Genomic DNA, 24,103 nt, shown 5'->3' with positions numbered 1-24,103 from the left:
GGGTATCTTAGTTACTCACCTTTAGGGGTGATAACTTGACGGCCACGGTAGAAACCATCTGCAGAAATGTGGTGACGACGGTGAAGTTCACCAGTTGTCTTTTCTACAGAAAGAGTTGGACCAGTCAAGGCATCGTGTGAACGACGCTGACCGCGACGTGAACGAGTAACTTTACTTTTTTGTACTGCCATTTTTTGGAGCTCCTAACTTTACTTGGCCTTTAATTGGGCCAATATACTAAATGGATTCGGTTTTTCGTCATCCGGTGCGTCATCGGTAGACGAGGCATACTTTACAGCTGTTGGGTTGCAACCACTTTCTTCGTGATAAGCGACAATTGGTAAGGCAAGTATAATTTCTTGCTCTACCATATCTGCTAAAATTACTTCACCATCGGTCATGACAACAGGATCGTAACTGTTCGGTAGATTCTTCGCATGATCTTCGTCATAGACAAACCCAAGCGACAAATCTAACGCCAGATCATGTGAAACAGCTCCCATGCAACGTTGACAAACAACTTGCACTTGAGCCTTTAATGATCCGGTAGCAATATAACGCCTATCCTCATCAACTCTAAAGTCTAGATGAATAAATGCATTACCCTCATCAGAGGCTAATATAGCACAAAGCTCCTCAAATTGATTGAGGGGCACGTTCCCTTCAAAGGACATCTCGTTATGAGCGTACTTTCGTGGGTCAAAATATTTAGGTAATGAGTCATTCAACATGGCGGGGAATAATATTGCCAAGCACCCTCTTTGTCAAAGTCTAAGTGCCGTTAAAGCGGCTTTTTTTAGAAAATTAAGCTTTTCAAAGAGAAAAAAAGTAAAATGTCGACAAACCAGAACAAAACGGCCAAGAAACAATGCAAAAAAAAATTATTTTAGGTTCTTCTTCACCTTATCGTAAAGCTCTTTTAGAGAGGCTAAATCTGCCTTTTGATTGCCACTCTCCAAACATAGATGAAAGCCCACTTAGCGAAGAATCCACACAAAACCTTGTTCAACGCCTTACAATCGCAAAAGCAAAAGCCGTACACCAAGAGCGTATGACAAAAGGCCTAACTAATGATGCTTTGATTATTGCATCTGACCAAGTCGCTGTACTGAATTCTACTATTTTAGGCAAACCCCATACGCAAGCAAACGCAATAAAGCAGCTAGCCTCATTCAGCGGACAAAAAGTGAGCTTTTTAACTGGGCTCTGTCTTTTCGACCAAGAAAGCCAGACATACCAATACAAGCTAAATGAGTTCCATGTTTACTTCCGGCAGTTGACTCATCAGGAAATCAGCAACTATGTTGCCATCGAGCAGCCTCTAGACTGCGCAGGTAGTTTTAAGTGCGAGGGATTAGGAGTGTGTTTGTTTGATAAAATGGAAGGGGATGATCCGACTAGTCTCATCGGCCTCCCCCTTATTATGCTGTCTAAGTTTCTTAGGAACTCAGGTGTCAACCCGCTTTCTTAATAACCTTTAGGAAATGAATGATAGCTGGATACTGGTGATTCAAGACCATCAATTGCGTTTAAAGTGACGTCATAACCGAATTCAATCAAATCTTTGGCCCGCCAAAACTCATAAAAACCAGAGATGTCTTTTGGAATTGAAATCAACAAGTCTGGCGGATAGCCTGCCAACTTGTACTGAGTTAACGACTCTTGCATTGTTTCAAACATCATATTGATCGTCTGCAAACGTCCCCAGCTTTCTGGGGAGTATTTAGCCTTATCAGACTCTTTCCCCTTCGCAAAAAAGTCTTTTGTGCTATGCCACCAGGCAGGCCCTGTCGCGGCTGTCTGAGATTCTTTATCCAACAACGCTTCCGCTGGGCCATTAAGATCCACGGCGACGATATAATCTGCACCAGCTGGTACAGCAGGAATAATAGGCAAAGGGTTTAATACGCCGCCATCAACATACATCCTGCCATTAAACTCCACAGGAGAAACAAGCGATGGTATCGCCGAAGATGCCCGCATAGCGCTGATTAAGTCCCCTCTTTGGAACCAAAATTCCTTTTGATTGAGTAAATCAACAGCAACAGAGGTATAATCTATGGGTAGCGATTCAATAGTTGGCGTTGCAATGATTTCCTGAATTTTCTCAAAAAATCGATCGCCTTTTACATAGCCGCCTTTTAGAAGTGACATATCTAACAAGCGCAGAACATTCATCCGATCTAGAGACTCTGCCCACTCACGATATTCGGATAATTTACCAGCTGCATACACACCACCGACTATCGCACCTATTGAACAACCAGAAATGCTAATAATCTCATATCCACGCTCTTCGAAAGCCTGAATTACACCAATATGCGCGTGACCTCGAGCGGCACCACTCCCTAAAACAAGCGCAACTGTCCCTTTTTTTGAGCTCACTACTACCACCTAACGACGAACATAAACAAAAGAAATTCGGTTTACACCTAGCGCCTCTCGACCAAGGTCTGCCAAATTAATAAAACGCACCCGTGATTGTAGACGCTCGCCTATGCCTGCAGACACCTGTGAAATTAATCTATCTCCCGCTTCGATTGAAGTAAAAAGATTGCTTTTTTCACTCGTAACAAAGCCTACGACATTCTGTCCAGCAGGCAAGCTACTAATAAAACGACGAATACGAGGAATGTCATTAACATCCATTTGAGCAACAATATTTATTGACGTGTCTTGTCCTTCAGTGGATTTCACCTCATCTAGGCGGATCATTACATCACCAGCGCCACGACGATTTATATACAAAACTTGATAGATATCTTGCTGATCTTGCACGACCAGTAAATATTGACTGCTGTCCGATCCATACAACAAATAATCCTGAAAGAAATTATTTGCCCACGCATTACTGCTTCCGCAACTACGGCTTTCACATTCAAATAAAACACTGCGACCGCTAGATAACATCTGACTTCGGTAATGTTCATATACGTCAGGTAAAAGAGCATTTCGGTTTACTTTATATAGGGAAGAAAAATACTTGCCCTGTAAACGAATGACCGACTCTGGCTCCCAGCCACTCCCGGCTCTGCGTATTTTACTCAGAGGGATTTCAACTAACTCTTCAGATTTAGAATAGCTTTTAACCAATTGAGCATCACGATAAGGCTCGACATCCAACAAAGCCGCGAAAGAAGCACTACTACCTAACAGTAAAGAACAAAAAATTCCACGAAACCTAACCATATTACCTTCCCATCACCCTAGTACAGGGCGTATTAACACACTAGTTTTGGTCAATAAACCGCTGAATTTCGGTTGCCACAGCAAAACAGGTATCTGGCTCTAGGTGAAAGTGATGGTTCCCCTCCAGCCATTTCAACTTAATCCATGGAAATTGAGCCGCTCGTTTTTCAACTAACTGTTGGTCATTTTGATAAACACCATCTTTAGCAACCAATGCCAAGGTTGGGCATTTAATTTCCTGAATAAAGGTTTCTACACTCGCCTCATCCATTCTAAAAGGCGATGGAAACGTTAATTTTCTATCGTGACGCCATGCCCAAACACCATCGGAGTTTTGCTTAGCGCCGCGTTCAACCAGCAACCTAGACGCACTGTTGGAAATCGAGGTAAAGCCCTCCATTCTCGCCGTTATCATTGCTTCTTTCGTTGGGTAGCTTGTTTCTCTACCATGGCGATGCTTAGACATTTTATTAACCGCACGTTGTAGAGTGACAACACGATTTTCAGGGCTATCAGTGAGCGGCCCCATATTGTCTAAAATAATTAAGCCACGAATTTTGTCTGGTGCTATAGCTGCCACCAACATCGCAACGGCTCCACCCATACTGTGACCTATTAACCAAACACTCTGTTTTGATTGATTAAGTATAGACACAACATCCAATGCGTAATCCCACAGATGATAAAAACTGCCGGCAGGTCGATGCAAAGACAAACCATGCCCAGCAAAATCCAAGGCAACATGAGAAAAATCAGATAAGTGAGGTGATAAGTTAGCAAAGCTGGCTGCATTATCCAGCCACCCATGAAGTGATAATACTTTTAGGTCTGATGTCTTTTTTGGCAGCCATTGCATACCAGATATTTCAGTATGCGGCAGCTTATAAACAATTTCATTTCCCATAGAGTTTCTATCTTTACCAATAACAAAAATTCGACAAGATAATTACGAAGGAGACTCGCTCCAACGAAATTGACAGCAAGCATTTGCGAATAGCTCGCCTTCAACTGACGCCAAAGTCGCTGTCGTCATCGCAAAATTAACCGGCAGTGGCTCATCAACTAAATAATCAACAAATTGGTGAGCAAATGGCTGGTGCGTAACGAGCAAAATGGATTCATATGGCTGATCATTTAACCAAAGCGCCACATCCATATTACGGCCATCTGGAGTAATTAAAGGGCAAGTTTTTTTCTCAACGGATACATCCAAGCTTGATAAAAACACTTTAGCTGTTTGCTGAGCACGAACATAAGGACTAACAAAAGCGACATCAAAGGCTTCTGCCCTTGATTGAAAGGCAAGCGCCGCCATTTTTACTTCCGCCACACCAAGTTCAGTGAGTTCCCTACGCTCGTCTAGATCGTATCCATAAGGCTGAGCATTGCCATGGCGTAAGACATATAAGCGCTTAAGCTTCATCATCCGCCTCTACATGCGGCCAAGGCTGAAACGGATACGGTTTTTCTTCCGTCTTATAAGCCATAAACGAAAAAATTTGCTGAATAAATGAAGCCAAACGATTTAACCATGAAGATAACATCACTGGCTCATGCTTAGAGCCAAGTTTAATTAAACTCACGATAACCAAAAGCACCCCAAATACTGTCACAGCAACATTTAAGACAACCCAGTACAACAACATAAAAATAATACGAAACCAAAAACCTTGATCTGCATAGCCTGGCTTAGACATTGTCACTCTCCTCATTTGTCGCAAATTCGACATCCCATTTTTGCTCACCCGTCATCATTGATCCAATCAATGATTCAAGCTTGGCATTATCAAACAATAATTTAGAAAGACCTTCCGCAAGTGGCATATAAAGCCCATGTTTATGAGCCTCTTCAACCACCATTTTTAATGTATTCACACCTTCCGCAACTTCTCCAATACCGCCAACGGCATCGTCTAGATTTTCACCGGAACCAATAGCAAAACCAACTCGATAATTTCGGCTTAGTGGTGAAGTACAAGTGGCAATCAAATCCCCCATTCCAGCTAAACCGAGAAAGGTCATAGGGTTCGCACCAAAGTGCACAGCAAAACGGCTCATTTCAGCTAAACTACGAGTCATTATCATCGACATCGTGTTTTCGCCAACATTCAATGCTTTAGCAAGACCGCACACTATGGCATAAATGTTCTTTAATGCCCCAGCCAACTCCACACCTTTGCTATCACGATTTTCATAAACTCGAAAAGTCGGAGATTTAAGTAACTCGATAACACGTTGGCGAACTAAATCATCAGCACTGGCAATAACAGACCCTGTCATTTGTCCTGCAGCAATTTCTTTAGCCAGATTGGGCCCACTTAAAACACCAATTTTTTGCGTGATAGAGTTTCGACGCAAAACATCACTCATAAGTTCAAAACGATTTGGATTAAATCCCTTAGTCGTGCTGATCAGTATTTTATCTGCCGTCAATAATGGCTCAATTCGCTGCACAACTTGCTCAAATGACTTAGATGGAATAGATACGAAAACAGTATCACTTTCTCGAATTGCTTGTTCAAGATTACTTGTCGCCAATAGCTCTCTGTGCAAAGGCGCATTTGGCAAATAACGGCTATTTAACCCCGTTAAATTAATCTCTTCTACTTGCTCTTCATTACGCATCCATTGACTAACCTGATGACCATTATTGGCCATAATATTCGCCAATGCCGTACCAAAACTGCCACCACCTAACACACAAACTGAATGCTTCATTATGATTATTTCTCTTTTTGAAATCGTCAAATACTTTTAGGACGAACAACTAACTTCTAAAGACTTACCCCATTCAGGAGCTCTTTGAGCCAATACGCTTGACTCAGGGTGTTCATCAAATGGCGTATTTAGCACATTTAACAAACGTCGAAATGGCAAATAATCTCCACGCTCCGCTGCTAAAATGGCCTCATGAGCCAAGTAGTTTCTTAAAATAAATTTGGGGTTTGTTTGCAGCATCAGATTACCAGTCTGCTCCCAATTGCTCTGCTCTGATAGCCTTATTGACAAGTAACGATCAAGCCATTGGTTCAACCGTTCACGGTCAACCACCTCATCCAGCAAAGGCGTAAAGTCGTCTTTTTCAAGATGACTCAAAAGACGAAAGAAGACCGTATAATCCATTTTTTCAGCCGCTAAAATAACCAGCAATGGAGGTAATAACTCATGCAGAGCGTCAACGGAGTTTAACCCCATCTTCTTCATCATCAAGACATCGTAATGAGCTTGAAGTTCTGGCTCATAACATTTAAGAATAGCAATAAGCTGGTCTCTCTCAAGATGCTTTGAAAAACAGCGCATCAAACAATTTAAGTTCCATAAGCCCACGCCTGGCTGACGAGAAAATGCATAACGCCCTTCATAGTCTGAGTGATTGCAAACCCAATTAGGCTCATAATCCTCCATGAAACCATACGGACCATAATCAATCGTCTCGCCAGTAAATGAAAAGTTATCTGTATTCATCACACCGTGCTGAAACCCGACTGCCTGCCATTTAGCAACCATTCTTGCTGTGCGCTTAACCACTTCGGTTAACATGTCTTCTAATGGGGATTGTGCCTTTAAACTGTCTGGGTAGTAATGCTTAAGACAATATTCTATAAGCTGATCCAGTTCATCCTGCTTACCTTGATAAAAAAAGTACTCAAAATGACCAAAGCGGATATGGCCTTGCGCTGTTCTTAGCAACATGGCGCCTGCTTCTGGAGTCTCTCGATACACCGCTTCTCGACTGTCGTACAAAGCCAAAGCTCTGGACGAAGGCACAGACAAAGCTGTCATCGCCTCACTCGCCAAATATTCACGTATGCAGGAGCGTAAAACGGCGCGCCCATCACCACGTCGAGAATAGGGTGTCAGACCAGCGCCTTTCATATGCAGGTCATATAATCGACCGTCTTGACCACGCACCTCACCTAGCAAAACACCTCGCCCATCCCCAAGCTGAGGCGAAAAACCGCCAAATTGATGCCCAGCATAAACCATGCTCAGGCTCGAAGGCAGAGCTTCTTCACCGCTTAAGATACGCTTGGTTTCATTGGATTTAATATCAATAGACAGAAAGGTAGCGAGCGATTGATTAAATTCTACCAATCGCTGCTCATGAAGTGGCTGGATGAGAGTTTTCGAAGAAAACGCCTCACCCAAACTTGCAAAGTGATGCTCTAAATTCATCATATCTCACTTAAAAGTTAAGCGATGTTTATAGCGATGTATCGACCATATACTCGCAGCGGATACTTTCACCAACAACCCTTTCGATTTCTGGAATCATAAACGCATCGTCTTCACTGGCGAAGCTAACAGATTTCCCTGTCTCACCACCACGTCCAGTACGGCCAATTCGATGTACGTAGTCTTCAGGGTCTTCTGGCAATGAGTAGTTAACTACTAACTCGACATTATCAACATGGATACCACGTCCAGCGACATCTGTTGCTACAAGCACTTGAATCACACCGTCTTTGAAATTCTTCAAAGTTTTAACACGCTTATCTTGGGCAACTTCCCCAGATAAAATAGCGCAGTTAATATTGGCTTTACGTAGGCGCTCAAAAAGATCACGAGTTTCATCTCGACGATTAGCAAAGATGATGGTTCGTTGACCGCCGTTCTTGTCGATCAGCTGTTGTAAAACAGGCCATTTTTGCTCTGCTTCAACAGTATAAATCACCTGATCTATATTCTTATTTGTCGCTTCTTTTGGCACAACCGACACTTCTTTAGGGAAATAAGTCCATTGCTGAGCCAAAGCCTGGATATCCTTAGGGAAAGTCGCACTGAACAGCATGGTTTGTCTGGTTTCTTTGTGTGGCGTCATGCGAATAATGCTTTTCACATCAGGAATGAATCCCATAGACAACATGCGGTCAGCTTCATCAAGTACCAAACATTCTACTTTGCCTAATTGAACTTTTCGGCTGCGAGCAAAATCCAATAAGCGACCAGGCGTGGCAACCAAAATGTCAACATTCTCTGTTTCCACTGCGATCTTTTGCTTCTCGTAGCTTAATCCACCCACCAAAGTAACAACATTTAAATGGCAGTTAGACGTTAGCTTAATGGCTTCATCAGCAATCTGAATAGCCAATTCACGAGTCGGTGCAATAATCAATCCGCGGGCAAAGTTATTGGCGCGCTTTTCTTCTAGTGGGTAATCAAGGAAATCACTAATCATGGCGATTAGAAAAGCCGCAGTCTTACCTGTACCAGTTTGAGCCTGACCAATAATGTCATAACCCAACAGCGTCATAGGTAAGGTTTCAGCCTGAATTTCACTGCAATACTCAAAACCCATTTCAGAGATAGATTTAAGAACTCTGTCAGGAAGGTTTAAATCATGGAAACGCAATTTACCTTCTACTTCAGCAACAGGGAAATCTTCGATCGACCAAATATGACCTTTGGCATTTCCAGCAGTATTTTTTACTTCTTTTGCTTTTGTATTAGCTTGGTTATTTGCACTGCTAGATTCAGCATTGTTACTTTTAGGTCGTTTGTTAGGACGACGAATACGCTTAGGTTTTGTAGAGGTTTCTGATGGCACTTCTTGATTTTGGTTTTCCATATTGGAATCTATACGCTTCTATTATGTTTTGAGGTTAATTATCAGTGCAAGGAGTGTACCTAAATGATACGGTTTTATCACCCCTTGCTTACGGTTTGTTGATTTACATTATTGATAACGATATGGCGGTAAACTATTAATAAGCTGACTACCATAACGCTTAGTGCGTAAACGCTTATCCAATATGTGAATTTCACCTTTATCCGTTTCGCTTCTTAATAGCCGCCCCGTAGCTTGGACTAAGCGCAAAGATGCATCTGGGATGGTGATTTCCATAAATGGATTACCACCACGCTTTTCTATCCACTCCGCCAGCGTTGCTTCAACGGGGTCATCAGGCACTGCAAATGGGATTTTGGCGATATAAACACAGGTTAAATAATCTCCTGGCAGATCCACACCTTCTGCAAAACTTGCTAAGCCTAGCAATAAGCTCCCCTTTCCTTCATCCACTCTTGCTTTATGAGAATCCAGAATAACGCGTTTCGACTGCTCTCCTTGCATGAGTAATATTTCCTGCAAGCTGGAAGAAAGTGATTTCGATACCTCTTCCATTTGTCGACGGGAAGAAAAAAGCGCCAAACTGGCTTTTTTGGTATCAACATGCGCTTCAAGATAGCGCACTATTTCATCCGTATGTTGCTCAACACGATTAGGCTCATGCTCCATATCGGGTACCACTAAACGTCCATTTTCTTGGAAATCAAAAGGACTTAAAACACGTAAATATTCACTGTCACGAGGCACACCAGAGCGCATATTAAATCGATGAAATTGATTCAATGCCGTTAATGTTGCTGATGTAACGACGGCACCAAAACATTTATCCCAAAGCTGCTGCCTTAATGTATTGGCCGCCAAAATTGGAGAAGCCCCCAACTCAATATCTTGTTCCATACCTTGACCGGACAAAACCAACCATCGAGCATTGGGCGGGAAGTTCTGGTCATCCACGGTTGAATACAATTGCCATAAACCAACACATTGCTCCAGTCTCCCAAGAACTACTCCCAAAATAGGCTGCCAAGTTTCCGCGGTTTCAGGCGTCACGCCCATCCCTTCGTTTTGCTTGGTCTTTTTGCATTCATCTTGGATGCTTTCTATGTTGTTGAACAACTTTTGGTACGAGGTTTGTAAACTGTATGCTAACTGGCGCAATTCATCTGGTACCTGACCAAACTCAAACCTATGTTGGTTATTTTCTTGATCCAGCCCCAACCCTTGAATATAAGGCGCTAAACCTTGTTGTGCATATTGAATAAAATTAACAATACTTTGTATTTGCTGAGGAATTTTAAGCAAGAGTTGCCCTGTCAAACTCACGTCATCCGTTAGCTCTTGTTTAAGGTTCACTAAGTTTTTTTCTAGCTGGCGTAACCAGGTAATACTTTGCTGTAAACGAACTTCATGGCGAAAATGCCCTATGGCTTTGTCCGGAAGGTGATGACCTTCATCAAAAACATAAATCGTTTCTTTTGGCGGTGTAAGAATTACTCCGCCACCTAGTGATAAATCAGCAAGTACTAAGTCATGGTTAGCAACAATAACATCCGCCACTTCAATTTCAGCGCGAGCTTTAAAAAATGGACAAGCGGAATAATTCGCACAGTTACGATTTGTGCACTGCTGATGGTCTGTTGTAAGGCGCCGCCAGTCTTGATCTCGCACCACGCCAGCCCAATTATCCTTATCTCCATCCCAGTCACCTTTAGATAACGCCGCATCCATTTCTTGGTAAAGAACGGTGTTTATGTCATCAGAGTGAAGGTGCTGCTCGAATAAGCCAGCAAACATATCTTCCATGGCATGTTCTTCGGAACTCAGAAAGCTTTCAAGATTGTTCAGACAAAGGTAACGGCCTCGGCCCTTAGCAAGCGTGTACTTGAACGAAAGATCGGTATGCTCCAATAGATTGGGCAGCTCTTTATGTAAGATCTGTTCTTGTAAGGCCACTGTAGCGGTAGAAATAATCAATTTCAGACCACGTGCTTTGGCAATAGGGATGGCGGCAAGGCAATAAGATAAGGTTTTACCTGTCCCTGTTCCCGCCTCGATAACGGCAACATGCTTCTCATCAAGGCGTTGGCCTTCAGAGTCACGTTTTATATTGCCTAAGGTGCGAGCGATTGCACCAATCATCTGGCGCTGCCCGGCCCTTGGTTTATGGGACTTCGCATCCAAAGAAGCTCGGTATGCGAGTTGAATTTGTGTTTTTAGTTCATCTGAAAGCATTTATATCATTGAGTATAGTTAGGAATGCTGTATATAATAACAGTAACTGTATAAACAACCAGATACCCTATGATTAAATTAACCAAAAGACAATCTGACGTACTAGAAACCATTCGCGAGTTTATTACCGAAACGGGGTTTCCACCTACGAGAGCAGAAATAGCGCGCCGACTTGGGTTTAAATCCCCCAATGCAGCCGAAGAGCATCTAAAAGCCTTATGTAAAAAAGGCGCGATCGAGATGCTATCTGGCGCATCACGCGGAATACGCTTAATTGACAATGAGCCAAACAATGACTCTGTCGACGACCTTGGCCTACCCGTTATAGGCAAAGTCGCTGCAGGTTACCCTATTTTGGCACAAGAGAATATCGCGTCCCATGTGAATATACCTGCGGCAATGTTTTCTCCTCAGGCGGACTACTTCCTTTCCGTCTCAGGCACCAGTATGAAAGATATCGGCATTATGGAAGGCGATTTACTCGCCGTTCATAAAACCAACTCTGTACGTAATGGCCAAATTGTTGTGGCTCGTATTGGCGATGAAGTAACAGTAAAACGCTTTGAACAAAAAGGCAGTATTGTTCGACTCATACCAGAGAACGACGAATTTAACGACATTATTGTTGATCTTGAAAGTGAAGATTTTGCTATTGAAGGCTTATCTGTCGGTGTGATACGACAAGGCCTATAGGTAGCAATTCTGTTTTACTGTCTTGCCATTTAATAAAAAAGCGAAGACTAATCTTCGCTTTTTTATTTGGTGTGAGATATCACAACACTCATACAAGCTTAGTGAAGGATCTTGGGCCGAAAGTCTTCATCATCAAGATAATCTGCGCCTTCATCAAAGCCTGCATCATCAGAATAAACAAAATCAATTCCGGCATGAAACATATGTTTTGCCAATTCAAAATACCGATCTTTTAAGTAAGAGCGAGTATCATCGGATATTTTCAATGTTGCTAACGGAACGGTTTCCTCACCATCTTCAGCGGCTGGACGCAGCACAATATCGCCGTTATCAAGCTCAACAATTTCTAGGTAGGATTCTTTCATATTCAATACTCTGATGACTCTTCTCTAAAACGTAACACTAATTCAACCAACTTAGCTAAATAGTAACTCACTGATGCGCCCGCATCACTTCCTCGACCGATCAAGTTATCTCCTTGGACTGCCGACGAAGCTAAGCCTTTACATTCAAACTGAGCTAAATAAGCTTGATCTAGCTGAAAAAACCAAGAATCTTTCCGCGTTAGCAAATCAGCCAGTTCAGATAAAACCGGCACAACAATTTGCTTAGACTCAGACTCTGTCAATAATTTTGCCACATCCAGCGAACCAGATAATGAATACGCTAAAGACACTTCTTTCAACAAACCATTTAATGCGCTTCTTATCTGGAAAAGAGCGGAGCTTTCAAGCCCAACACTCAACCAGCTCTCTTCGCTTTGCTGACTTTGTTGAATAAATCGTCTTGCAGTATCTAATTTTTGATTCGTAAGGCTCGCTAGACTGGCAACACTCATTTCTTCTTACCTTCCTCAACAACCCATTTAGAGCCAACAAAAAATGCTTTCCAACCTGTAGGCTTGCCCTCTTCGTTCTCCGTCATAACATATTGCTCTTTAGTCTTACGGCTATAACGAATAATAGCAGGACGACCTTCGGGATCCTCTACAGGCGCCTTAGCAAAGAAATGGTATTTAGGATCAATTTGGTCCATATAAGGAAGCAGTTCTTTAACCAAAGGTGCTCTAGTTTCTCGTTTACGAGGGAACTGACTAGCCGCAAGGAACAAGCCCGTTGCGCCATCACGAAGCACATAATGGTCTTCTACTTTCTGACATGCCAAATCAGGCATCGGCACAGGATCCATCTTCGGCGGTGCAGCTTCACCATTTTTTAATAGTTTACGAGTGTTTTTACACTCTTCATTTGTACAGCCAAAATATTTGCCAAAACGGCCTGTTTTTAGCTGCATTTCGGAACCACACTTGTCACATTCAAGCGTAGGACCATCATAACCTTTAATTTTAAAGGTTCCAGTTTCGACTTCATAACCTGAACACGCAGGGTTATTACCACAAACATGAAGCTTACGGCTTTCGTCCATTAGGTAGCTATCCATCGCTGACCCACAAATCTTACAGCGATGCTTATTGATCAGCGCTTTAGATTCACCTTCCTCGTCATCAATGGCAACGGCTTCATCACCACGGATGAGGTTGATCGTTGCTTTACAACGTTCTTTTGGAGGCAACGCATAGCCGGAACAAGACATAAAAACACCGGTACTTGCTGTACGAATTTGCATCGGACGGGAACAAGTTGGGCATTCGATGTCTGTCGGTGTTGGCTCATTTAGCATCATACCGCCGTCAGGCGATTCAGCTTTAGCAAGCACAGAACTAAAGTCGTTATAAAACGCATTAAGCGTCTTTATCCAATCTTTATGACCTTCAGCGATATCATCTAGTTGCTCTTCCATTTGCGCAGTAAAACTGAAATTCATCAACGAATTGAAGCTATCGACTAGGCGCTCTGTGACTATGTCACCCATTTTCTCTGCATAAAAGCGACGATTCTCAACGCGCACATAACCACGATCTTGAATCGTTGAAATGATAGAGGCGTAAGTAGAAGGTCGACCAATACCACGCTTTTCAAGCTCTTTAACCAAACTTGCTTCGCTAAAGCGCGCCACCGGTTTAGTAAAGTGCTGCTCAGGTAATAACTCTTTAAGAGTTAAATATTCACCCTCACCCACATCTGGCAAAGTGTTATCTTCGCCTTTCTTTGCAACGGTTTGCATGGCCCGAGTGTAACCATCAAAGCGCAAAATACGACCTTTAGCTTTAAACTCATAGTCACCAGAGGTCACTGTAATTGTGGTAGAGGTGTATTCAGCTGGCGTCATTTGACATGCCATAAACTGACTACGAATCAAGTCATATAAACGATGCGCGTCTTTTTCCATGCCAAGCAAATCATCAACGCGCACATTTACATCGGAAGGACGAATGGCTTCGTGAGCCTCTTGTGCGCCTTCTTTACTGCTATAACGAATAGGTTCTGCAGGCAAATACGCATCGCCAAAATTAGAAGCGATATAGCCTCTAAGCGCTTCTACAGCATCGACACTTAAATTGGTCGAGTCTGTACGCATATAGGTGATGTAACCACCTTCATACAAGCGCTGAGCGAGCATCATAGTCTTTTTAACACCATAACCCAGACGCGTACTGGCCGCCTGCTGAAGAGTTGAGGTAATAAAAGGGGCTGACGGCTTACTGCTCGTTGGCTTATCTTCTCGACTGCTTACTAAGTATTTTGCATTATCAAGACGAGCAACATGCTCATCGGATTGCGCTTTATTAACGGGTCGGTATTCTTTATTTTGATACTTTGTGGCTTCGAACTTAATGACATCCTTTGAAGGCGTTGAAAGCATCGCATCCAACTCCCAAAATTCATCAGGAACAAACGCACGAATTTCTTTTTCACGCTCAACAATCAAACGCACTGCGACAGACTGCACACGCCCTGCCGACAAACCTCTTGCTACTTTTGACCAAAGCAGCGGAGACACCATAAAACCAACAACTCGGTCTAAGAAACGACGAGCTTGCTGAGCATTCACGCGATTCATATCAAGTTCAGATGGCGTTTCAAAAGCAGCTTTAATGGCTTTTTTCGTAATCTCGTTAAAGACGACTCGCTTGTACCGGCTGTCATCACCGCCAATTGCTTCTCGCAAGTGCCAAGCAATAGCCTCACCCTCTCTATCCAAATCGGTTGCGAGATAGATGGTGTCAGCATTTTTAGCTAGGCGTTTTAATTCATCGACTACTTTTTCTTTGCCTGGCAATATTTCGTAGTGAGCTTTCCAATTATTTTCTGGATCAACGCCCATTCTGGAAATCAATTGCGTACGCGATTTTTTACTTTTATAAGCAAGCTTTTCTTCTGGGCTCATTTTTCGCGTCAAAGCAGCCTGCTTTGCACGCTCTTGAGGTGTAGAGGTAGCCGTTGTACCTGTTGGTAAGTCTCGAATGTGCCCGACACTCGATTTGACGACAAAGTCATTACCCAAGTATTTGTTGATGGTTTTCGCCTTAGCGGGCGATTCCACAATAACCAGTGATTTTCCCATTGAACTGTGTAAGCCTTTTATAAAGTAGGTCTGCAAATCCACGTTGCACGAAGTTTCATCTCTAGGGGCGCTGATATTAAGTAAACATCTTTTATATGACAAGCGATCCCTGTATTGTTTCACACATTAAATCTTGTTGAACTTAGTATTTCTTATTTAACATACTGAATTCATTGCTTAAGGACAATCATGGCTACCCTTCAAATTTTAACAATTGCATTTTTGATCATCATTGTACTTTTGTCTGTAGTAATAGGATCGCGCGCCCATCAGAAAGAAAAAGAAATAACTGAACGTCGTGTCAAACAACTTCAGCTGTCCAATAGAGCCGATCGCGTTGAGCAGCACATTCGGGGATTAAAGGATATCAATACAGATAACATTGCCACCGATGTGCTATATGATTTCTATCTAGACACACTTCGAGAACTTCTGCAATACACAGATGATCCAGAGAAAATTGAAATCCGCATCGCGACCGCCGAAGAAAACCGAGAAAACGAGCCGCTCACATTTAACCCTGAGCCAGAGCTTTTTAGCTTCCAAGAAAAATCAAACTACAAAGAAAGATTAACCAAGTTAGCAAAAATGCTACTGTATTTACGCCGTAAAGGCCGCATTAGTCACTCCCATTACCAAGCATGTTATGAGTACCTGCGCTGGCTTAACCTATGGGTTCAAGTTAATCGCCAAATGGTGCAAGCAAACAAAAACTTTGCCAGTGGTGACATGCGTGTTGCACAAACCCTTTATGGTGTCATTTTGTCTCATATAAAGTCCGATGAAACAGAACGTCCGGAAAAAAACGCCTTAAAAAACTTTATTACAGACAGAATGAAGGAAATTCTCTCTCCTCAAATAGCCGCAATGAAAGAAAGCGAGAACCCAGAAGAAGTGCTGTCTGAGTTATTGCATAATTTAGAAGTGCCAAAAGACAGCTGAGCATAATCAACACAGTAAAGTAGTGTCATTTTTGATGAGTGACACTACGAATTTTTTCCAATGCCGTAATAAGCTCAAACAACTCATTTAATATCGCTTCATCCCCACTTTCATCCCAATAACAAAAAACCCCGTCCGCCGTAATTTTTATGGCTGAAAGTATTGATGAATATTTTTTTAAAATATTTAACGCCTTTTCGTCCAATTGAAATGACTCGCTTGCCCACCAGCCCTCTGTAATAGCGTGAAACTTCCAAACTTCAAACGGTAATATCCAAATGGTTTCTGGCAAAGTAGCAAGCGGCTTTAGGCGATAATGAGAATAAGCTACTGTTTTTTGCCGATTTTTTGATTTATCCCACTTGTCAGGAAGGTCAATTGATGTAAGCTGGACGGTAATACCAAGCTTTCGCGCCTGCATACGTAGGCTCATTCGCTGGCGCTCTTTTTTTGGAGGCATAATCCACAGTGCCGAACCCATTAATGACAATGTAATAAAAATAACGATAAGAGCAGTCATAATTTAAAGTGTCTCTCTAAGTTTTAAACTAAAATTAGTAAATCGAGCTAAATTTGGAGGTGTTCTATGATGTACAACAGAATTCTACTCGCTGTTGATCTAACAGATGAAAGTATCAAGGTAGCAAATAAGGCTGTTGCACTGTGCAAAGCTACTGGCGCAGAACTTACCATACTTCACGTCATTGAATCACTCAATTACGCCTATGGTGGTGATGTTCCAATAGATATCACAGATATCCAAGCGCAGCTGCAAGAGACGGCAAAAGAGCGCATTTCCATTCTTGAAGCTCAATTGGATGTGCCTGTACAAGAAAGCTGCATTTCTCAAGGCGGGATAGAGAGTGAAATACACCGCATCGCCGAAGAAAAGAAAGCGGACTTAATTGTCGTTGGTAGCCATGGCCGCCATGGACTCGCCCTACTTCTAGGTTCTACGGCAAACGGTGTTCTTCACGGTGCACCTTGCGATGTTTTAGCGGTTAAAGTCGTAAAAGACTAATCTAAGAAACAATTCAGCAAAACAACAAAAAGGCGATGTTTATTATAACATCGCCTTTTTAATGGATGACGCGAACAATTTTAGCTTCTCGTCCAAGTCGTTCCTTCACGGCTATCCAATAGCTCGATTCCTTGACTAGCCAATTCATCACGAATTTCATCACTGCGCGCAAAGTTTTTATCTTTGCGTGCTTGCGTTCTTTCGTCGATCAAAGCTTGAATCGCAGCTTCGTTTAAGCCTTCAGATACTGTGCTATTTTGCAGAAAGTATTCCGGATCTTGGTAAAGCAAACCAAGCAACTCTGCCAAAGCACGCAACTCTGCAGCCAATGCAGATGCTTTATCCGCATCTTCTGTTTTTGCCTTGTTTAGCTCGCGAACAAGCTCAAATAATACAGAAACAGCAACGGCCGTGTTAAAGTCGTCTTTCATGGCTTCTTCAAAGCGCTCAGTGAAAGCCGTTGGCTCAAATGACTCAGCAACTGGCTGCTGACGCAACGCTGTATAAAGACGCTCTAGAGCGACTTTGGCTTCCGACAAACTTTGATCCGAATAATCAATCGCACTGCGGTATTGGCTTGAAACCATCAAATAGCGAACTACTTCAGGGTTAAACTTAGCCAACACATCACGTACAGTGAAAAAGTTGCCTAACGACTTAGACATTTTTTCATTATTAACGCGAACGGCACCACAGTGCATCCAATAATTAACATAGTCCTTACCCGTCGCCGCTTCTGACTGAGCAATTTCATTTTCATGATGTGGAAATTTAAGATCCGGACCACCACCATGAATATCAAAATGACTACCAAGGCAGTTTGTCGACATCGCAGAACATTCAATATGCCAACCAGGACGACCTTCTCCCCAAGGCGAAGACCATGATACCTCACCCGCTTTTGCCTGCTTCCACAAAACAAAATCCGCAGGGTGCTCTTTGGCCACTTCCACGTCAATACGTGCACCAGCTAACATATCTTCAAGTTTACGGTTGTTTAATTTACCGTACTCCTTAAATTTAGTAGCTCGATAGTAAACATCACCAGAAGTCCCTTGATAGGCAAAACCTTTATCAATAAGGATTTGCACCATATCAATAATTTCTTGCATGAATTCGGTGGCTTTTGGCTCGCGGTCCGGCATTTTATTACCAAGGCGCAGCTCATCTTCGCGTTGTGCCGCAATCATTCGCTCAGTCAGAGACTGAGTTGATTCATTGTTTTCTTCAGCGCGCTTGATGATTTTATCGTCAACATCGGTAATGTTACGAACGTAATTAAGTTCGTAACCTAGATGACGAATAAAACGCGAAATAATATCAAAGGAAATCATCGCGCGAGCATGGCCAATATGACAGAAGTCGTAAACCGTGTTGCCACAGACATACATTCCCACTTTGCCTTCTTCAATTGGCTTGAAAATTTCTTTCTTCCCGCTAAGGGTGTTGTAAATCTTCAACATGCGCTTAATTTCCTTTTGCTTCGATTTTCGCCCAAGAATCACGTAACGTCACAGTGCGGTTGAATACCATACCGTCTTCTTTCAAGTCGCGACAGAAGTAACCTTCACGCTCGAACTGGAAACCTTGACCTTTTTCAGCGTCCAACAAAGAAGGCTCAGCCTTCGCGTTTGTCAAAACCGTTAACGATTCAGGGTTAATAAAGTCCAAGAAGGTTTTATCTTCATAATTGGCATCCGGCGCCTCATTGACGAACAAGCGATCATAAAGATTCACGGTCGCGTCTACAGCATGCTTAGCGCTTACCCAATGAATAACACCTTTTGGTTTGTAGTCTTCTGGGTTTACACCAAGTGTTTTCTCATCGTAGCGACATAAGAGTTCTACCACCTCACCCGCTTCATTCTTAATTGCTTCATCACAAATAATGACGTAGCCACCACGAAGACGAACAGCACCATCCAGTGTCAAACGTTTCCATTTGCGAGGTGGCACTTCAGCAAAATCGGCAGCATCTATGTACAGCTCTTTACTGAATGGTACTTCACGAGTACCCGCTTCTTCGTTTTTCGGATGGTTGCCAACACTGAAAATTTCTTCTTTGTCTACCGGGTAGTTGGTCAAAGTCACCTTAATAGGATTTAGCACAACCATGGCACGATTTGCACTCGCATCCAAATCTTCGCGAATAGCGTGCTCAAGCATACCAACATCAACAACACTGTCAGACTTGGTTACACCAATGCGCTCACAGAAATTGCGGATAGACCGTGCGGTATAACCGCGACGACGCAAGCCCGAAATCGTTGGCATACGAGGGTCATCCCAGCCATGAACGTGCTTCTCATCCACTAGCTGTTTCAATTTACGTTTACTGGTCACCGTGTAGTTCAAGTTCAAACGAGCAAATTCAATTTGCTGCGGATGCGCTGTCTTCAAGGTATCTAGCACCCAGTCGTACAATGGACGATGATCTTGGAACTCCAGCGTACAAACAGAATGCGTAATATTTTCCAGCGCATCGGACAAGCAGTGAGTGAAGTCATACATCGGATATACGCACCATTTATCACCAGTTTGGTGATGGTGTACATGGCGCACTCGATAGATGATTGGGTCACGCATATTAATATTTGGGCTCGCCATATCAATTTTGGCGCGTAAAACCACTTCGCCATCTTTGTACTTGCCGTTTTTCATATCCATAAAAATGGTCATGTTTTCTTCAACGGTACGATCACGGTAGGGGCTATTCTTACCTGGCTCTTTTAATGTGCCACGGTATTCGCGCATTTGTTCAGCATTAAGTTCGCATACGTAAGCTTTACCTAGCTTAATTAACTGCTTTGCAAAATCAAATAACTGATCAAAATAGTCTGAAGCAAACTTAGGTTCGCCTTTCCATTCGAAACCAAGCCATTCAACATCACGCTTAATAGATTCGATGTATTCAACACTTTCCTTTTCTGGGTTAGTGTCATCGAAACGTAGATTACATTGACCGTTGTAACGCTGCGCTAAGCCAAAATTAAGGCAAATAGATTTAGCATGGCCAATGTGTAAGTAGCCATTTGGTTCAGGAGGAAAGCGAGTAAGAACCTTACCGCCATGCTTGCCTGATTCGTTATCTTTATCAATGATTTGGGTAATAAAATTACCTGGTTTAGACGTTTCTGACATGTTTGATGTAAGTCCCGATAAGTGTTGATCTAACAATATTGTTACTTTGACCGCCAAGTATATAGTATTTAGGTTTGCATGGGATATTGGGCAGAAAATCTTTTCTCTTTTTTATAAAGAAAAACCATATTTCGCTACAAAGAAAACCAAAACGCCCACTAGAATGGTCAACAGTTGCTGTTGTCGCCAAATCCCGACGACAAAAGCAGCAAGAGAACCTAGCAACCAAGGATTGGTCAATGTGAGATCTAACTTACTATCTGGCATTAAAGCCATCGGGGTAATGATGGCGGTTAGTACAGCAACCGGTACAAATTTCAGTGCCTTTTCAATATAAGCAGGCATCACGACTTTGTCAGCACGGGCAAAGAGTACAAACCGCACACCAAAGGTCACAGCAAACATACCAAAAATAATGAGAACACCTTGCCATAAATTCATTTGCTCGCCTCTTGCATACTATCATCTATTTCTGAAACCGTTTTACTCGAAGAGTCGCTCACAAACCCCATTACCACACCAATGATTGCAGAAACCAAAAGCCCCAAATTATTCGGCAAATCAAACAAAATGATTGAAGACGCTCCAGCACTTAATAGACACAACCAAAATGCTTTGTGTTTTAAATATGGCGTGATAATGCCAATAAAGGTTGCCACCATTGCAAATTCCAATCCCCATTCACTCATGCCAGGAATGAGTTCACCAGACAGAACCCCTAAAATGGTGGTCATATTCCACATGACATAAAACGACAGAAACGAACCTATGTAGACTTTATGTCCATTTTTTCATTCGCTGAACCTACTTCATACATGGGGCGAACAGCGGCATACGTTTCATCGATTAACCCAAAGCCCATGATAATTCTCATCGACATGGGTAAGTGTTTCACAAACTTAACCATATCCGCGGCGTACAAAAGATGGCGCAAATTAACAATAAAGGTTGTCGAAACAATGACCCAAATAGGCGCGTGCAGGGCAATCAAGCCAAGCGCAACAAACTGCGCGGAACCGGCAAATACAAAGGCCGACATAGCAATGGCGAACCAAGGGCTTAATCCGTAACTGGACGCCAACGAGCCAAACAACAACCCAAAGGGTATACCACCAATAATCATTGGGATCGATGCGACAGAACCACGGCGCATATGCTGCAAAGTATTCATGACATATCTCGGCTTTTTGTTAAGGTTAATGTTTTTTCCATATACACATCTGCTCTCTCGTATAAAGAAGGGTTTGGAAATGCTTTTTCAATAAAACCGTTTTTGTCATAAAGGCATCTTGCTGACTTTAAAATCGATGATGTTTCTAGCGATAACACTGAAAAGCCTTGCTGAGCAGAAAAACCAATCGCAGCAGACAACAAACGTTGAGCAATCCCTTTGCCTTGAGCGTGCTCAGCGACTGAAAGCTTGAAGACTTCAGCTCTTTTATTGTCTGCACCAAAGCCCTCAGTAGGCGCAAAAGCAATGGTCCCAACAACTGAGTCAACCGATTTTGTTTTGCGAATCGCCACCCAAACCATACCACCTTCTGAAATAATTCTTTCTTGCGGATTACTTAACTGAACTCGGTCTTTCTCTGTAATCTGCTCTGGAAAATAACGTTCAAGCCAAGCCATATTTAGATCGTAAAATGCTTGCTCATGCTGGCTTTCCATCGGCACTATCTCGATAGACTCTAAACGATCCAGCACTTTATCCGCCAAGCTACTTCCACTTAAGATATGGGATTCTAGGCACGTCAGACCCTCCATAAAATTTTCACTGGAAAAGTCCAACATTCTTTCCAAGATAATTTTCATTTCTTGTAAAACAGGCTCAACGCGCTGCATAGCACTTAGGCCAGAGTTAGAAAGGCGCAAGGAGGATCTTCGCTGATCTTGCTCATCCACTGTTTTCTCCAGCAACCCCTCTTTGATCATCTTAGTGGTCTGCTTGCTCACCGCCGGATGACTCAGATTCAAGCTGTCAGCTATTTCCATCACAGATAGGCTCCCGGTTTTCTGTAACAGCCTAAGAATAGGGAAAAAGGTTGCCGAAATGGGTATCTCGCATTGAGAATATATTTCTTGCACTTGCATGAATAAATGATCACTTAATCGCTTTAGGCGACTGCCAAGTGTCAGCACTCCGAACTGTTCCATGTTGTTCCTAGGAAATTAAAATTTAACAATAATGAAAGGTCACATAAAATTAGGTAACCAGTTACGAATATAAAAATATCGTAATCCTCTAACGGTTTCAAGCCTTGTTTCCTCTATGATTTCTAGTTTAAGCGTTTGCCTGTCTGCTATACTCCGAGTTTTATCAACCCTCGCCTAATTACTGTGATCTTTTCAGTAATATAAAAGCTTAATTTGAGGAGCCAAAAGATGTCTGAAAAAGCCGTCGTTGTGTATTCAGGAGGAATGGATTCATTTACTGTTTTGAACACTGCCATTCAAAACGGACTGGATGTTTATGCTTTATCCTTTAACTATGGACAAAAGCACAGTAAGGAACTGGAAGTTGCTGCACGTGTCTGTAATGAATTAGGGGTGACACATAAAGTTGTCGATATCACGGCAATTAATAGCTTAATGGCAAACTCATCACTCACCAGCGATGCAGAAATTCCAGAAGGGCATTATGAAGACGACAACATGAAGTCCACCGTTGTCCCTAACCGTAATATGGTTTTACTTTCTATGGCGATTGCTTATGCCGTTTCCCTAGAAGCTGGAAAGGTTTATTACGGTGCTCATTCAGGTGACCATCATATTTATCCTGATTGCCGTCCGGAATTTGTAGAAGCGATGAATGCGGTGTCTAAAATCGCCAATTATCAGTCTGTAGAAATCGTCACACCATTTTTACATTCTTCTAAGGGTGAAATTTTAAAAGCCGGATTAGAGATGAATCTTAACTACGCCAATACATGGACTTGTTACAATGGCCGTGAAAAGTCTTGTGGAAAATGTGGCGCTTGCTATGAACGTTTAGAAGCGTTTGCGCAGCAAGGTACGACTGATCCATTGGATTACGAAGTTTAACCACCGAGTTAAACAATTAACTTATTCTGATTTTAGTGTGTTTATTTTAGTGCCCATTGGCTTTTGTTCCACAAATGACCAATACGCTATCAAATGATTAACTAAAGTTATAACCCTTGCCTCGACTGTTTTTCGAGATGTAACAGGTATAACCAATGTACTCAATTAAAGAAGCCTTTTATTCATTACAAGGCGAAGGCGCCCATGCTGGACGCCCTGCTCTATTTTGTCGTTTTACCGGCTGTAATTTGTGGTCTGGTTTAGAAAAAACACGCGCCAAATCCGAGTGCCAATTTTGTGACACTGATTTTATAGGCACAGATGGCCAACATGGTGGGAAATTCCAAACGGCCCAACAACTGCGCGCCCATATCGATGCACTTTGGCCTGCTGGCCAAGGACACAAATACGTTGTTTTTACTGGCGGCGAGCCAGCACTTCAACTTGACGAAAAACTCATTATTGAAATGAAACAGCACGGCTACACTATTGCTATTGAAACCAATGGCACTCTGCCTCTTCCTGACGGTATTGATTGGGTATGCGTTAGCCCAAAAACCACAAAACCTTTAGTGGTAAGCAAAGGCAACGAAATTAAGCTAGTGTATCCACAGTCCCATCTCTCGCCTGATTTATTTGAAGATCTAGATTTTCAGCATTTCTACCTACAACCTATGGATCAAAGCCATTTAACCGCGAATCAAATTCCACTGATTGATACTCAACAAGCCACTTTGCACTATTGTTTATCACATCCACGGTGGCGTCTTAGCTTACAAACACATAAAATGCTCAACATTGATTAAGCA

General features: G+C 42.5%; 27 protein-coding genes. 6 read left to right on the top strand and 21 right to left on the bottom strand.

All coding sequences use genetic code 11. From position 1 onward, the window contains the following. Positions 1–11: 11 nt before the first annotated feature. Together rpmF and C1X04_RS08955 are read right to left on the bottom strand one after the other, a co-directional pair. Positions 12–191 (bottom strand): 50S ribosomal protein L32, encoded by a 180-nt coding sequence (gene rpmF, locus C1X04_RS08960; protein WP_072839128.1) that lies wholly within the window; start codon positions 189–191, stop codon positions 12–14. 18 nt (positions 192–209) lie between these two features. Further along, positions 210–752 (bottom strand): YceD family protein, encoded by a 543-nt coding sequence (locus C1X04_RS08955; protein WP_245926956.1) that lies wholly within the window; start codon positions 750–752, stop codon positions 210–212. A gap of 116 nt (positions 753–868) precedes the next feature. On the opposite strand from C1X04_RS08955, the gene C1X04_RS08950 reads away from it, so the two are divergent. Next, positions 869–1,471, top strand: coding sequence for a nucleoside triphosphate pyrophosphatase (locus C1X04_RS08950; protein WP_137169719.1), 603 nt, complete (start codon positions 869–871; stop codon positions 1,469–1,471). On the opposite strand, the gene C1X04_RS08945 is transcribed toward C1X04_RS08950, so the two are convergent. The 9 genes from C1X04_RS08945 to dinG form a co-directional block, all read right to left on the bottom strand. After that, complete coding sequence (locus C1X04_RS08945) at positions 1,468–2,385, bottom strand: patatin-like phospholipase family protein (RefSeq protein ID WP_137169718.1); 918 nt, start codon at positions 2,383–2,385, stop codon at positions 1,468–1,470. The two genes, C1X04_RS08950 and C1X04_RS08945, sit on opposite strands and share 4 nt — an antisense overlap. A 9-nt stretch (positions 2,386–2,394) precedes the next feature. Further along, the gene (locus C1X04_RS08940; RefSeq protein WP_137169717.1) at positions 2,395–3,189 is read right to left on the bottom strand and encodes a DUF4892 domain-containing protein; all 795 of its coding nucleotides are present in this window, start codon (positions 3,187–3,189) and stop codon (positions 2,395–2,397) included. A gap of 40 nt (positions 3,190–3,229) precedes the next feature. Beyond that, positions 3,230–4,093, bottom strand: coding sequence for an alpha/beta fold hydrolase (locus C1X04_RS08935; RefSeq protein ID WP_137169716.1), 864 nt, complete (start codon positions 4,091–4,093; stop codon positions 3,230–3,232). Positions 4,094–4,135: 42 nt separating this feature from the next. Continuing rightward, the gene (gene sixA / locus C1X04_RS08930; RefSeq protein ID WP_137169715.1) at positions 4,136–4,615 is read right to left on the bottom strand and encodes a phosphohistidine phosphatase SixA; all 480 of its coding nucleotides are present in this window, start codon (positions 4,613–4,615) and stop codon (positions 4,136–4,138) included. Continuing rightward, positions 4,602–4,886: a DUF4389 domain-containing protein gene (locus tag C1X04_RS08925; RefSeq protein ID WP_110572396.1), complete on the bottom strand. Its 285-nt coding sequence runs from the start codon at positions 4,884–4,886 to the stop codon at positions 4,602–4,604. Before C1X04_RS08925 ends, sixA begins: the two co-directional genes overlap by 14 nt. Continuing rightward, on the bottom strand, positions 4,879–5,910 hold the full coding sequence (locus C1X04_RS08920; RefSeq protein ID WP_217495026.1) for an NAD(P)H-dependent glycerol-3-phosphate dehydrogenase: 1,032 nt from the start codon (positions 5,908–5,910) through the stop codon (positions 4,879–4,881). Before C1X04_RS08920 ends, C1X04_RS08925 begins: the two co-directional genes overlap by 8 nt. A 33-nt stretch (positions 5,911–5,943) precedes the next feature. Beyond that, positions 5,944–7,365 (bottom strand): YdiU family protein, encoded by a 1,422-nt coding sequence (locus C1X04_RS08915; RefSeq protein ID WP_137170749.1) that lies wholly within the window; start codon positions 7,363–7,365, stop codon positions 5,944–5,946. A gap of 28 nt (positions 7,366–7,393) precedes the next feature. Further along, positions 7,394–8,758: a DEAD/DEAH box helicase gene (locus C1X04_RS08910; protein WP_137169714.1), complete on the bottom strand. Its 1,365-nt coding sequence runs from the start codon at positions 8,756–8,758 to the stop codon at positions 7,394–7,396. Between the two features lie 108 nt (positions 8,759–8,866). Next, a complete protein-coding gene (dinG, locus tag C1X04_RS08905; protein WP_137169713.1) occupies positions 8,867–10,990 on the bottom strand; it encodes an ATP-dependent DNA helicase DinG in 2,124 nt (707 codons plus the stop codon). Positions 10,991–11,059: 69 nt separating this feature from the next. Between dinG and lexA the strand changes: the two genes are divergently transcribed. Further along, a complete protein-coding gene (gene lexA / locus C1X04_RS08900) occupies positions 11,060–11,683 on the top strand; it encodes a transcriptional repressor LexA (RefSeq protein ID WP_137169712.1) in 624 nt (207 codons plus the stop codon). A gap of 98 nt (positions 11,684–11,781) precedes the next feature. Here the strand turns inward: lexA and C1X04_RS08895 are convergent, their stop codons facing one another. From C1X04_RS08895 to topA, 3 genes are read right to left on the bottom strand one after another with little or no spacing between them, the layout of a single operon-like run. Beyond that, a complete protein-coding gene (locus C1X04_RS08895) occupies positions 11,782–12,048 on the bottom strand; it encodes a hypothetical protein (protein WP_137169711.1) in 267 nt (88 codons plus the stop codon). Positions 12,049–12,050: 2 nt separating this feature from the next. Beyond that, positions 12,051–12,521, bottom strand: a complete 471-nt coding sequence (locus C1X04_RS08890; RefSeq protein ID WP_110572385.1) for a DUF6586 family protein — start codon at positions 12,519–12,521, stop codon at positions 12,051–12,053. Then, positions 12,518–15,148, bottom strand: a complete 2,631-nt coding sequence (gene topA, locus C1X04_RS08885) for a type I DNA topoisomerase (protein WP_137169710.1) — start codon at positions 15,146–15,148, stop codon at positions 12,518–12,520. Before topA ends, C1X04_RS08890 begins: the two co-directional genes overlap by 4 nt. A 189-nt stretch (positions 15,149–15,337) precedes the next feature. Between topA and C1X04_RS08880 the strand changes: the two genes are divergently transcribed. Then, positions 15,338–16,090, top strand: coding sequence for a DNA topoisomerase I (locus C1X04_RS08880; protein ID WP_137169709.1), 753 nt, complete (start codon positions 15,338–15,340; stop codon positions 16,088–16,090). 25 nt (positions 16,091–16,115) lie between these two features. Here the strand turns inward: C1X04_RS08880 and C1X04_RS08875 are convergent, their stop codons facing one another. Beyond that, complete coding sequence (locus C1X04_RS08875) at positions 16,116–16,610, bottom strand: hypothetical protein (protein WP_137169708.1); 495 nt, start codon at positions 16,608–16,610, stop codon at positions 16,116–16,118. 66 nt (positions 16,611–16,676) lie between these two features. Between C1X04_RS08875 and C1X04_RS08870 the strand changes: the two genes are divergently transcribed. Continuing rightward, on the top strand, positions 16,677–17,111 hold the full coding sequence (locus C1X04_RS08870; protein ID WP_110572378.1) for a universal stress protein: 435 nt from the start codon (positions 16,677–16,679) through the stop codon (positions 17,109–17,111). 80 nt (positions 17,112–17,191) lie between these two features. Here C1X04_RS08870 and cysS read toward each other — a convergent pair whose 3' ends face one another. From cysS to C1X04_RS08845, 6 genes are all read right to left on the bottom strand, one after another. Further along, on the bottom strand, positions 17,192–18,574 hold the full coding sequence (cysS, locus tag C1X04_RS08865) for a cysteine--tRNA ligase (RefSeq protein WP_137169707.1): 1,383 nt from the start codon (positions 18,572–18,574) through the stop codon (positions 17,192–17,194). A gap of 4 nt (positions 18,575–18,578) precedes the next feature. After that, a complete protein-coding gene (locus tag C1X04_RS08860; RefSeq protein ID WP_137169706.1) occupies positions 18,579–20,252 on the bottom strand; it encodes a glutamine--tRNA ligase/YqeY domain fusion protein in 1,674 nt (557 codons plus the stop codon). A gap of 111 nt (positions 20,253–20,363) precedes the next feature. Continuing rightward, positions 20,364–20,693 carry an AzlD domain-containing protein gene (locus C1X04_RS08855; protein WP_110572374.1) on the bottom strand — a complete coding sequence of 110 codons (330 nt, stop codon included), beginning with the start codon at positions 20,691–20,693 and terminating at the stop codon, positions 20,364–20,366. Then, positions 20,690–20,986, bottom strand: coding sequence for a hypothetical protein (locus C1X04_RS18660; RefSeq protein WP_254682370.1), 297 nt, complete (start codon positions 20,984–20,986; stop codon positions 20,690–20,692). The genes C1X04_RS08855 and C1X04_RS18660 overlap by 4 nt, the downstream gene beginning before the upstream one ends. 32 nt (positions 20,987–21,018) lie before the next feature. After that, positions 21,019–21,423 (bottom strand): AzlC family ABC transporter permease, encoded by a 405-nt coding sequence (locus C1X04_RS18655; protein ID WP_254682369.1) that lies wholly within the window; start codon positions 21,421–21,423, stop codon positions 21,019–21,021. Beyond that, the gene (locus tag C1X04_RS08845) at positions 21,420–22,406 is read right to left on the bottom strand and encodes a bifunctional helix-turn-helix transcriptional regulator/GNAT family N-acetyltransferase (protein WP_137169705.1); all 987 of its coding nucleotides are present in this window, start codon (positions 22,404–22,406) and stop codon (positions 21,420–21,422) included. The genes C1X04_RS18655 and C1X04_RS08845 overlap by 4 nt, the downstream gene beginning before the upstream one ends. A 228-nt stretch (positions 22,407–22,634) precedes the next feature. Here C1X04_RS08845 and queC point away from each other — a divergent pair, with 228 nt between their 5' ends. Further along, positions 22,635–23,294, top strand: coding sequence for a 7-cyano-7-deazaguanine synthase QueC (gene queC, locus C1X04_RS08840; protein WP_137169704.1), 660 nt, complete (start codon positions 22,635–22,637; stop codon positions 23,292–23,294). A 155-nt stretch (positions 23,295–23,449) separates the two neighbouring features. After that, positions 23,450–24,100: a 7-carboxy-7-deazaguanine synthase gene (gene queE / locus C1X04_RS08835; RefSeq protein ID WP_137169703.1), complete on the top strand. Its 651-nt coding sequence runs from the start codon at positions 23,450–23,452 to the stop codon at positions 24,098–24,100. Positions 24,101–24,103 lie beyond the last annotated feature (3 nt).

Origin of the sequence: Marinomonas sp. FW-1, from assembly GCF_005222245.1 — a bacterium.
Lineage (GTDB): Bacteria > Pseudomonadota > Gammaproteobacteria > Pseudomonadales > Marinomonadaceae > Marinomonas > Marinomonas alcarazii.
This window is presented reverse-complemented; position numbering and strand designations above follow the sequence as displayed.

Bases quoted from the DNA above. Each gene is read 5' to 3' on its own strand.
- C1X04_RS08895 (WP_137169711.1), bottom strand. From the start codon at position 12,048: ATGAAAGAATCCTACCTAGAAATTGTTGAGCTTGATAACGGCGATATT.
- queC (WP_137169704.1), top strand. From the start codon at position 22,635: ATGTCTGAAAAAGCCGTCGTTGTGTATTCAGGAGGAATGGATTCATTT.
- lexA (WP_137169712.1), top strand. From the start codon at position 11,060: ATGATTAAATTAACCAAAAGACAATCTGACGTACTAGAAACCATTCGC.
- C1X04_RS08875 (WP_137169708.1), bottom strand. From the start codon at position 16,610: ATGACTGCTCTTATCGTTATTTTTATTACATTGTCATTAATGGGTTCG.
- topA (WP_137169710.1), bottom strand. From the start codon at position 15,148: ATGGGAAAATCACTGGTTATTGTGGAATCGCCCGCTAAGGCGAAAACC.
- C1X04_RS18660 (WP_254682370.1), bottom strand. From the start codon at position 20,986: ATGACCACCATTTTAGGGGTTCTGTCTGGTGAACTCATTCCTGGCATG.
- sixA (WP_137169715.1), bottom strand. From the start codon at position 4,615: ATGATGAAGCTTAAGCGCTTATATGTCTTACGCCATGGCAATGCTCAG.
- queE (WP_137169703.1), top strand. From the start codon at position 23,450: ATGTACTCAATTAAAGAAGCCTTTTATTCATTACAAGGCGAAGGCGCC.
- C1X04_RS18655 (WP_254682369.1), bottom strand. From the start codon at position 21,423: ATGAATACTTTGCAGCATATGCGCCGTGGTTCTGTCGCATCGATCCCA.
- C1X04_RS08940 (WP_137169717.1), bottom strand. From the start codon at position 3,189: ATGGTTAGGTTTCGTGGAATTTTTTGTTCTTTACTGTTAGGTAGTAGT.
- C1X04_RS08935 (WP_137169716.1), bottom strand. From the start codon at position 4,093: ATGGGAAATGAAATTGTTTATAAGCTGCCGCATACTGAAATATCTGGT.
- C1X04_RS08950 (WP_137169719.1), top strand. From the start codon at position 869: ATGCAAAAAAAAATTATTTTAGGTTCTTCTTCACCTTATCGTAAAGCT.
- rpmF (WP_072839128.1), bottom strand. From the start codon at position 191: ATGGCAGTACAAAAAAGTAAAGTTACTCGTTCACGTCGCGGTCAGCGT.
- C1X04_RS08910 (WP_137169714.1), bottom strand. From the start codon at position 8,758: ATGGAAAACCAAAATCAAGAAGTGCCATCAGAAACCTCTACAAAACCT.
- C1X04_RS08890 (WP_110572385.1), bottom strand. From the start codon at position 12,521: ATGAGTGTTGCCAGTCTAGCGAGCCTTACGAATCAAAAATTAGATACT.
- C1X04_RS08925 (WP_110572396.1), bottom strand. From the start codon at position 4,886: ATGTCTAAGCCAGGCTATGCAGATCAAGGTTTTTGGTTTCGTATTATT.
- C1X04_RS08915 (WP_137170749.1), bottom strand. From the start codon at position 7,365: ATGAATTTAGAGCATCACTTTGCAAGTTTGGGTGAGGCGTTTTCTTCG.
- C1X04_RS08860 (WP_137169706.1), bottom strand. From the start codon at position 20,252: ATGTCAGAAACGTCTAAACCAGGTAATTTTATTACCCAAATCATTGAT.
- C1X04_RS08845 (WP_137169705.1), bottom strand. From the start codon at position 22,406: ATGGAACAGTTCGGAGTGCTGACACTTGGCAGTCGCCTAAAGCGATTA.
- dinG (WP_137169713.1), bottom strand. From the start codon at position 10,990: ATGCTTTCAGATGAACTAAAAACACAAATTCAACTCGCATACCGAGCT.
- C1X04_RS08855 (WP_110572374.1), bottom strand. From the start codon at position 20,693: ATGAATTTATGGCAAGGTGTTCTCATTATTTTTGGTATGTTTGCTGTG.
- cysS (WP_137169707.1), bottom strand. From the start codon at position 18,574: ATGTTGAAGATTTACAACACCCTTAGCGGGAAGAAAGAAATTTTCAAG.
- C1X04_RS08880 (WP_137169709.1), top strand. From the start codon at position 15,338: ATGGCTACCCTTCAAATTTTAACAATTGCATTTTTGATCATCATTGTA.
- C1X04_RS08870 (WP_110572378.1), top strand. From the start codon at position 16,677: ATGATGTACAACAGAATTCTACTCGCTGTTGATCTAACAGATGAAAGT.